This window comes from Pseudomonadota bacterium, assembly GCA_039815145.1.
Lineage (GTDB): Bacteria > Pseudomonadota > Gammaproteobacteria > Steroidobacterales > JBCBZW01 > JBCBZW01.
In genome coordinates, this window is record JBCBZW010000185.1 from 1 (window position 1) to 8,056 (window position 8,056).

6 protein-coding genes are annotated in these 8,056 nt (G+C 66.8%); 3 read left to right on the plus strand and 3 right to left on the minus strand.

The features are described from left to right. The 3 genes from AAF184_23580 to AAF184_23590 all read right to left on the minus strand — a co-directional run. A partial coding sequence (locus AAF184_23580; protein MEO0425338.1) for a M1 family aminopeptidase/hydrolase occupies window positions 1–1,461 on the minus strand: 1,461 nt, incomplete at its 3' end. 214 nt (window positions 1,462–1,675) lie between these two features. After that, window positions 1,676–2,983 (minus strand): ATP-binding protein, encoded by a 1,308-nt coding sequence (locus AAF184_23585; GenBank protein ID MEO0425339.1) that lies wholly within the window; start codon window positions 2,981–2,983, stop codon window positions 1,676–1,678. After that, window positions 2,980–4,335 (minus strand): sigma-54 dependent transcriptional regulator, encoded by a 1,356-nt coding sequence (locus AAF184_23590; GenBank protein ID MEO0425340.1) that lies wholly within the window; start codon window positions 4,333–4,335, stop codon window positions 2,980–2,982. The genes AAF184_23585 and AAF184_23590 overlap by 4 nt, the downstream gene beginning before the upstream one ends. 187 nt (window positions 4,336–4,522) lie before the next feature. Here AAF184_23590 and AAF184_23595 point away from each other — a divergent pair, with 187 nt between their 5' ends. From AAF184_23595 to AAF184_23605, 3 genes are all read left to right on the plus strand, one after another. Further along, the gene (locus AAF184_23595; GenBank protein MEO0425341.1) at window positions 4,523–5,773 is read left to right on the plus strand and encodes an HlyD family efflux transporter periplasmic adaptor subunit; all 1,251 of its coding nucleotides are present in this window, start codon (window positions 4,523–4,525) and stop codon (window positions 5,771–5,773) included. Between the two features lie 27 nt (window positions 5,774–5,800). Next, complete coding sequence (locus tag AAF184_23600; protein MEO0425342.1) at window positions 5,801–6,511, plus strand: ABC transporter ATP-binding protein; 711 nt, start codon at window positions 5,801–5,803, stop codon at window positions 6,509–6,511. Further along, window positions 6,504–8,056 (plus strand): ABC transporter permease (locus tag AAF184_23605; protein ID MEO0425343.1); only part of this gene is annotated, 1,553 nt, incomplete at its 3' end. The genes AAF184_23600 and AAF184_23605, both read left to right, overlap by 8 nt.

The window sequence follows — 8,056 nt, forward strand, 5'->3', positions numbered from 1 at the left end:
GCCCTCGGGCAGCCCGGGTTGGTAGATCCACTCGAGGATGCGATCGCGGTCGAGGACGTCGCCGTAGTCGGCCAGCAGCGTGCTGTCCATGTGGGCCATGAAGGTGTCCGTGTCGACGCTCTGGAAGGCGAAGCGGTCGAAGTAGTCGAGGAGGAAGGCGTCGAAGGTCTCACGGCCCAATCGTTGTTCTAACTCGTAGAGGAACAGGGCGCCCTTCTCGTAGGGGATGTCCGAGAACGCGGCGTCGGGATCGCCACCGGCCTCAGGCATCACCAAGCGCGTGATGCTCGCGTCCATCGACGCGAGGGAGCCTTGCAGGTCCGCGTAGCCGAGTGCCATCTCCATGCGGTAGCGGCGTGAGCCGTACACCCGCTCCATGATGCGGTTGGTGAGGTAGGTGGTGAAGCCCTCGTTCATCCACAGGTGCGCCCAGTTGCTGTTGGTCACGAGGTTGCCGGACCAGGAGTGGGCCAGCTCGTGAGCGATCAAGGCCACTAGGCTGCGGTCGCCGGCGATCACCGTCGGGGTGATGAAGGACAGGCGCGGGTTCTCCATACCGCCGAAGGGGAAGCTCGGCGGCAGGATCAGCAGGTCGTAGCGGCCCCAGCGGTAGGGGCCGTAGGCTTGCTCGGCGAGTTCTAGCATGCGCTCCGTGTCGGCGAACTCGTCGGCCGCGGCATCCAGCAGTTCCGCCTCCGCGTAGACGCCCGTGCGCTCGCCCATGGCCTTGAACTCCAGGTCGCCAGCGGCGATGGCCAGGAGGTAGGAGGGAATGCGCTGGGGCATTTCGAAGCGGTAGACGCCATCCTCGGCCAGCTCGGGCGTGTTGTTCGCACTCATCACGGCGCGCAGCCCCGGCGGCACGCGAACGATCGCCTCGTAGGTAAAGCGGATGGCAGGCGTGTCCTGCAGCGGCACGAAGCTGCGCGCGTGGATCGCCTGGGCCTGGCTGAAGAGGAAGGGGTGGCGCTGGCCGGCCGTTTGCCGCGGTTCCAGCCACTGCAAGCCCGAAGCGCTGGGCGAGGTGCGGTAGGCCACCTCGACGCGGTCGGCGTCGTCCGGGACGGTGATCGTGAGCGCCGCGCCCATGACGGTGTCGAACTCACCGACGGTGAAGGGGACTGACGTCAGGGGGCCGTCGCCGTCCGCCGCGCGCACGTCGCTGATCACCAGCTCGCGCGTGTCCAGCACCAGCTCGCTACCGTCACCGGTGCGCGCCAGGTGGAGCGTCGCCGACCCTTCGAGCACCTTGCGCTCGAAATCGACCGTGAGGTCGAGGGCGAGGTGGTCGGTGAGGAAGGGCGCCGTCGACGCCGCACTGTGTACGTCTTCGGCGGCCGCCGTCTCCGTGCGGGCGGGCGGTGGCGGCGCCGCCGGCGGGTCACCCGCGCAGCCGGCGAGGGCGAGGGCGACTAGCAGGGAGGCGGGGACGGCAGGCGAGGCGCGCAGAAGTCGAGGCACGTGAGTCTCCGGAGGCGAACGTGGCGTAGCGCGACAGTTTGCCCTATGAGGCCCGAGTGTCCTGTCCCGCAAGTTCGTTAAAGAATTCGCGGGTACTTTTTGCCCCTAGGCACGTTGCTCCTCCTCCCGTGGGGCCTGCCACGCTCGTCCTCGCGCCGCGCCTAGGAGCAAAAAGCCCCGTGCGACTTCTTCAACGAACTTACGGGACAGGACACTAGAAAGCCAGGGTGACCTGTGTGCCGCGCTCCCCGCTGCTCACGGAAATGGCGCCGCCGTGGGCGCTCATGATCTGCCGGCTGAGGCTCAGGCCGATACCGCTGCCCTCGCGTTTGGTGGTGAAGAAGGGCACGAAGATCTGCTCCAGCACCTCCTTGGAGATGCCGGGGCCGTTATCCGTCACCTCGATGATCACGCGTCCGTGGTGCAGTCGGGCGGTGAGTTGCAGCTTAGGGCTATCGACGCCGGCTAGGGCGTCGGTGGCGTTCTTGAGCAGGTTGATCAGCACCTGGTCCAGCAGCTGCGGGTCGGCGTTCACCTGCAGGCTTTCCGGCGTGACCGACAGCTGCACGTCCACACCGCGCAGCTTGTCGTCGCTCAGGCGTACGGCCGCCTGTAGCACGTCGTGTACGGGCAGTCGTTCCACCTTGGGTCGGGGTACCCGCAGCACCTCGCGGTAGCGTGCGACGAAACCCATGAGACCCTCGCTGCGCCGGGCGATGGTCTGAATCGCCTCGCGCACATCGTCGATCGAATCCTCTTCCCCCAGCATTTCATCGCAAGTGTTGGCCAGGGAGGTGACGGGCGTGAGCGTGTTCATGATCTCGTGGGTGAGCACGCGGATGAGGTTGCGCCAGGCGGTCGACTCGCGCTCGGTCAGTTCACCGGAGAGATTCTCCAGCGAATAAATCCGCTCGGTACGTTCCTCGGACCGGATCTGCGCCACGCTCACGCGCAGCTCGGCGGGGATGCCGCGCAGGCGGGTTTGCAGCAGGCGCTGGTCGCCAGGTTCGATCGCCTGCATGCGTTCGGCGAGATCGGGGTCGAGGGTGGAGAGCTCGTTGAGATCGGCGAGGGCGGTGATGCCCGTCAGGCGGCGCGCCGGTTGGTTCATGAAGGTAACGGAGCCGTCGTGGCGCACGGCGATGAGGGGCACCGGTACGTGGCGGACGACCGTTTCCAGGTAGTTCGCCTGCAGGTCGCGTTGGGCGCGGGTTTCGCCGAAGCGGGCCAGGATGCGGTTGAAGGCGCGCTTGAGTTCGGCGTCGAGATCGTCGGTGACGAAGCGCTTGGCGAGATCCTCGTAGTTCACCGCCGAGAAGAACTCCTCCAGCGTCTCCACGTGGCGCTCGACGAAACGGACCAACGCCATCAGCTGGAAGGTGGCGATGATCCCCAGCACCAGGGGCACGGCCACGTGATCGGTGCTGGTGAGGGCGAGGCCGAGCAGGGCCAGGGTGAGGCCGAGGAGCAGGGCTTGCAGGGTCGCCAGAAGGCGGAAGCGGGCCCGCAGGCGCGCCTTCACAGGTCGAACTTCCGCATGCGCCGGTAGAGGGCGGCGCGGGTGATGCCTAAGGCGCGGGCCGCGTCGGCCACGCTGCCGTCCGCTTGGCTCAGGGCGGTCTTGACCAGGCGCCGCTCGTTCTCCTCGAGGTTGAGGTTGCCCGAGGGGGGCGGCGGCGACGCGGGGCTGGCGTGCGCAGCACCGGGGAGGTTGAAGTCCTGTACGTCCAAGTGATCGCCAGCGCCGAGGATCAGTGCGCGCTCGACCGCGTGCGAGAGCTCACGCACGTTCCCCGGCCAGCGGTGGGCGCGCAGGGCGGCCAGGGCCGCGTCACTCGGCTGGCGTGCCGTCAGGCGGTATTTGCGGGCGTGCAGCTGGGTGAGGTGTTCGATGAGGGGCGGCAGATCCTCGAGGCGTTCACGCAGTGGCGGGAGGCGCACCTCGATCGTGTTGAGGCGGTAGAGCAGGTCTTCGCGGAAGCGGCCTTCCGCCACCATCTTCTCGAGATCCTGGTTGGTGGCCGCCAGGAGCCGCACGTCCACGGGCACGGGGGTATCGGCGCCGAGCGGTACGACCTCGCGGCTCTCCAGTACGCGCAGGAGACGCGTCTGCAGGGCCAGCGGGAGGTTGCCTAACTCATCCAGGAACAAGGTGCCGCCTTGCGCTGCCTGAAAGCGCCCCGCGCGGTCTTGCTTAGCGTCGGTGAATGCGCCCTTTCGGTGGCCGAAGAGCTCGCTCTCGAAGAGGTGTTCGGGGATCGCGCCCAGATCGACGGCGACCAGGGGACGGTTGGCCCGCGGGGACAAGGCGTGGAGGGCGCGGGCGATCACCTCCTTGCCCGTGCCGTTCTCGCCCCGGATCAGCACCGTGGCGTCGGTGGGCGCTACGCGTTCGACCGTGCGCAGCACCTCGAGCATCTTCGCTGACGTGGCCACGAAGTCGTCGATCGGCTGGGGGTGGGCGAGGGCGGCGAGGCGCGTGCGCGACTCGCGCAGGGCGAGGGCCACGCCGAGGGTGGCCACCAGCTTGTCGTTCTGCCAGGGCTTGAGCACGAAGTCGGCGGCCCCCTCGCGCATGGCGCGCACGGCGGTGTCGAGATCGCCGAAGGCCGTCATCAGCACCACCACCGCGTCGGGGTCGATCTCCAGGATGCGCTTGAGCCAGCGCAGGCCGTCCGCGCCGGTGTTGTCGCCGATCGCGAAGTTCATATCGAGCAGGAAGACGTCGATGCGCTCGCTGCCCATGAGGGCCTCGATGCGGCTCGGGTCGTCGGTGGTGAGGATGCGGCCGAAGTGGCGGCGCAGTAGCAGGCGTGCGGTGGTGAGCACGTCGGCGTCGTCGTCGATGACGAGGAAGGTTCCCTGGCCTGGCATGGCGGGGACTCTACCGCACGCTTGTTCGAAAACGAACGCCTCGAGGTGTTCGTTTTCGAAAATCGAACAGCACTCCATGTTCCCGAGCGGCACTAAGTGGCTGATTTGATTGGGAGGTGATTTTTGGCATGGAAATCGCTCTATCCAAGCCATGAACACTCGGAACCCGCACACCCCCGAGCACGCGATGGACCGCCCCGTTCAGCGCCGAGCCCATCGCTTCTGGATTGGAGCAGCCATCGCCATCGTCGCCGTGGCCGGCGGCGCGTTCGCCCTGCGCGGCCTCGAGCCCACCACGTCCTTCACCCTCGACGGCCAGCGCCTGCGCATCGCCGAGGTGTCTGAAGGCACCTACGAGGATTTCATCCCCCTGCGCGCAAGCGTGGAGCCGCAGCGCACGGTGTTCCTGGACGCGATCGAGGGCGGGCGCGTGGAGGACGTGCTGGTGGAGGAGGGGGCCTTCGTGGAGGCCGGTCAGCCCCTGGTGGAGCTGTCCAACACCACCTTGCAGCTGGAGGTGATCGCTCGCGAGTCCGAGATCTCCGAGCAGTTGAACAACCTGCGCAACACGGAGCTCGCCATCGAGCAGAACCGCCTGAGCCTCAAGAGCGACCTGGTGGAGATCGACTACCAGATCACGCGCCTCAGCCGTCTCGTGGCGCGCTACGAGACCCTCGAGGGTCGCCAGTTCCTCTCCAACAACGAATACCAGGAGAGCAAGGACGAGCTCGCCTACTGGCGTTCCCGCCGCGAGGTCACTCGCGAGAGCCAAAAGGTGGATGAGCGCATCCGCCTGGTGCAGGTGGATCAGCTTCGCAATTCCGTTAGCCAGCTGGAGCGCAACCTGGCGCTCGCCCGGGAGAAGCTCGACATGCTGATGGTGCGGGCGCCGCGCGATGGACACCTTACCTCGCTGAATGCGGAACTCGGCGAGTCGAAGGCGCCTGGGGAGCGCCTCGGGCAGATCGACGATGTCGACGGCTTCAAGGCCTCGGCGCTGGTCAACGAGTTCTACGTGGGCCAGGTGCGCCTCGGCCAGCAGGCCGTGTTCACCGACGGCGGCCGCGAGTACGGCCTGGAGATCAGCAAGATCTATCCGGAGGTGCAGGGCGCTCAGTTCCGCGTCGATCTGCGCTTCCTCGGCAACGCGCCGACCGACATCCGTCGCGGCCAGACCCTGCAGCTGCGCCTGCAGCTGGGGGATTCGCAAGGTGATGCGGTGCTGCTCGCCAATGGCCCCTTCTTCAACGACACGGGTGGTGCCTGGGCCTTCGTCCTCGACGCCGACGGCACGGCCGCCCGCCGGCGACCGGTGCAGTTCGGTCGCCGCAACCCGAATCGCCTCGAGGTGGAAGCGGGCCTGGTGCCCGGGGACCGCGTGATCGTGTCCTCCTACGCCACCTTCATCGACGTCGATCGACTGCAGATCGAACGCTAACCCGACAACTTGACCAAAGGATTAGGCATGATCGAATTACACGACGTAAGCAAGGTCTACCGCACCAGCACAGTGGAAACCACGGCGCTGCGCAACGTGAGCGTCGATGTGGGCGCGGGCGAGTTCATCGCCATCATGGGCCCCTCGGGCTGCGGCAAGTCCACCCTGCTGAACGTGCTCGGCATGCTCGACTCGCCGAGCAGCGGTCGCTACGTCTTCGATGGTGAAGATATTGCCGGCTACGGCGAGGGTCGCCTGGCGCAGCTGCGTAAGCGCAGCATCGGCTTCATCTTCCAGAGCTTCAACCTGGTCGACGAGCTCACCGTGGCGGAGAACGTGATGCTGCCGTTGCTGTACCAGAAGGTGCCGGCGCGTGAACGCCGCCAGCGTGTACAGACGGTGCTCGAGAAGATCAATATCGCGCATCGGGCGGACCATCGCCCGCAGCAGCTCTCGGGCGGTCAGCAGCAGCGCGTGGCCGTTGCCCGCGCGGTGGTGACCAATCCCAAGCTCATCCTCGCGGACGAGCCCACGGGCAACCTCGACAGCGCCAACGGCGAAGAGGTGCTGAATCTCCTCAACCAGCTCAACGAGGAGGGCACCACGATCATCATGGTCACCCACGACGCCACCCACGCCAACCATGCGAGCCGCACCGTGCACATGCTCGACGGCAGCGTGCTGGCGGAGAACGTGGTGCCGGCGCCGCGCCGCGGCCGGGAGGTGGCCAATGCTTGACAACTACCTGCGGGTGGCCTGGCGACACATCGCCGGCAACCCCCTGTTCAGTACCATCAACGTGATCGGCCTCGCCATCGGCCTCGCCTCGTGCATCGTCATCACGCTCTTCGTGCGCTACGAGCTCAGCTACGACAAGCATTGGGTGGACGCGGATCGTACCCATCGCGTGGTGCGCGACTTCTACGGCAACAACCTGCGCTTGGCCGCCGTGGCGCCGCCAATCGGGCCGTTGCTCCAGCAGGACTTCCCCGAGGTGGAAGACCAGGTGCGCATGCTCGTGCCCGGGCAGATCACCCTGGTCGTCGACGGCGAGCCTCGGGTCGAGGATCACATGGTGGTGGCGGATACGCACGCCATCGACTTCCTGGGGCTCGAAGTGCTGGAGGGGGATCGCGCCTCGGCCCTCGCGAGTCCCACCTCCCTGGTGATGACCCGTCGCGGCGCCGAGCGTTACTTCGGCAGTGAGTCGGCGGTCGGCAAGACGCTGCAGCTGATGGGGCGCCTGGAGCTCACGGTCACGGCGGTGATCGAGGATCTGCCGACGAATACGCACATGGCCTTCGAGATGCTCGCCTCGATCACGGCCGTGCCGCTGCTCCTGGGCGAAGACCAGCTCGAGAACTGGGGCAGCAACAACTACTACACGTATCTACGCTTGCAACCGGGCACCTCGCCGGAAGCCCTCGAGGAACGCTTCCCCGGCTTCCTGATCAAGCATCTCGGCGAGAACGCCAACGACGGCACCGGCCTCGAGCTGCAGGCGATCGGCGACATCCACCTGCACTCCAACCGCGACGCCGAGTGGCGGGCCAACGGCAGCATCAACAACGTCTACACCTTCTCGGCGGTGGCCCTGTTCGTGCTGCTCATCGCGTGCATCAACTTCATGAACCTCACCACGGCGCTGTCGACGCAGCGGGCGAAGGAGGTGGGCGTGCGCAAGGTGATCGGTGCCTCGCGCGGACAGCTGGTGGCGCAGTTCCTGGGCGAGTCGATCCTGCTCACGGCCCTCGCCATGCTGTTGGCCGTGGCGCTGGTGGAACTCACCCTGCCGCTCTTCGCGAGCTTCGTCGAGCGACCGCTGGAGATCGACCTGCTGAGCCCGAACGCGCTGCTGGCGTTGGTGGGTGGGACGTTGCTGGTGGGCGTGTTCGCCGGGAGCTACCCAGCCTTGTTCCTGTCCCAGTTCCGTCCGGCGCAAGTGCTCAAGGGGCGGGATGCCTCGACTGGGTCGAACCTGCTGCGTCGCGTGCTGGTCGTGTTTCAGTTCGCCACGTCGATCGCACTGCTCATCGCCACCGGCGTGGTGATGCTGCAGATGCAGTACGCGCGGAACCTCGACCTCGGCTACGACAAGTCCCGCAATCTCACCAGCGGCCTGCCGTTCTTCGCTCCCCTGTGGGAGCTGTACGAGCCGATGAAGCAGGCCCTCGAAGCGCACCCCGACATCGAGTCGGCCGTGTACAGCTCGCGCGTGCCGGGGATGCAGAACCTCGATGGCGGCGGCTACGTGGGGCCGGATGTGCAGTTCACGCGTGAGAA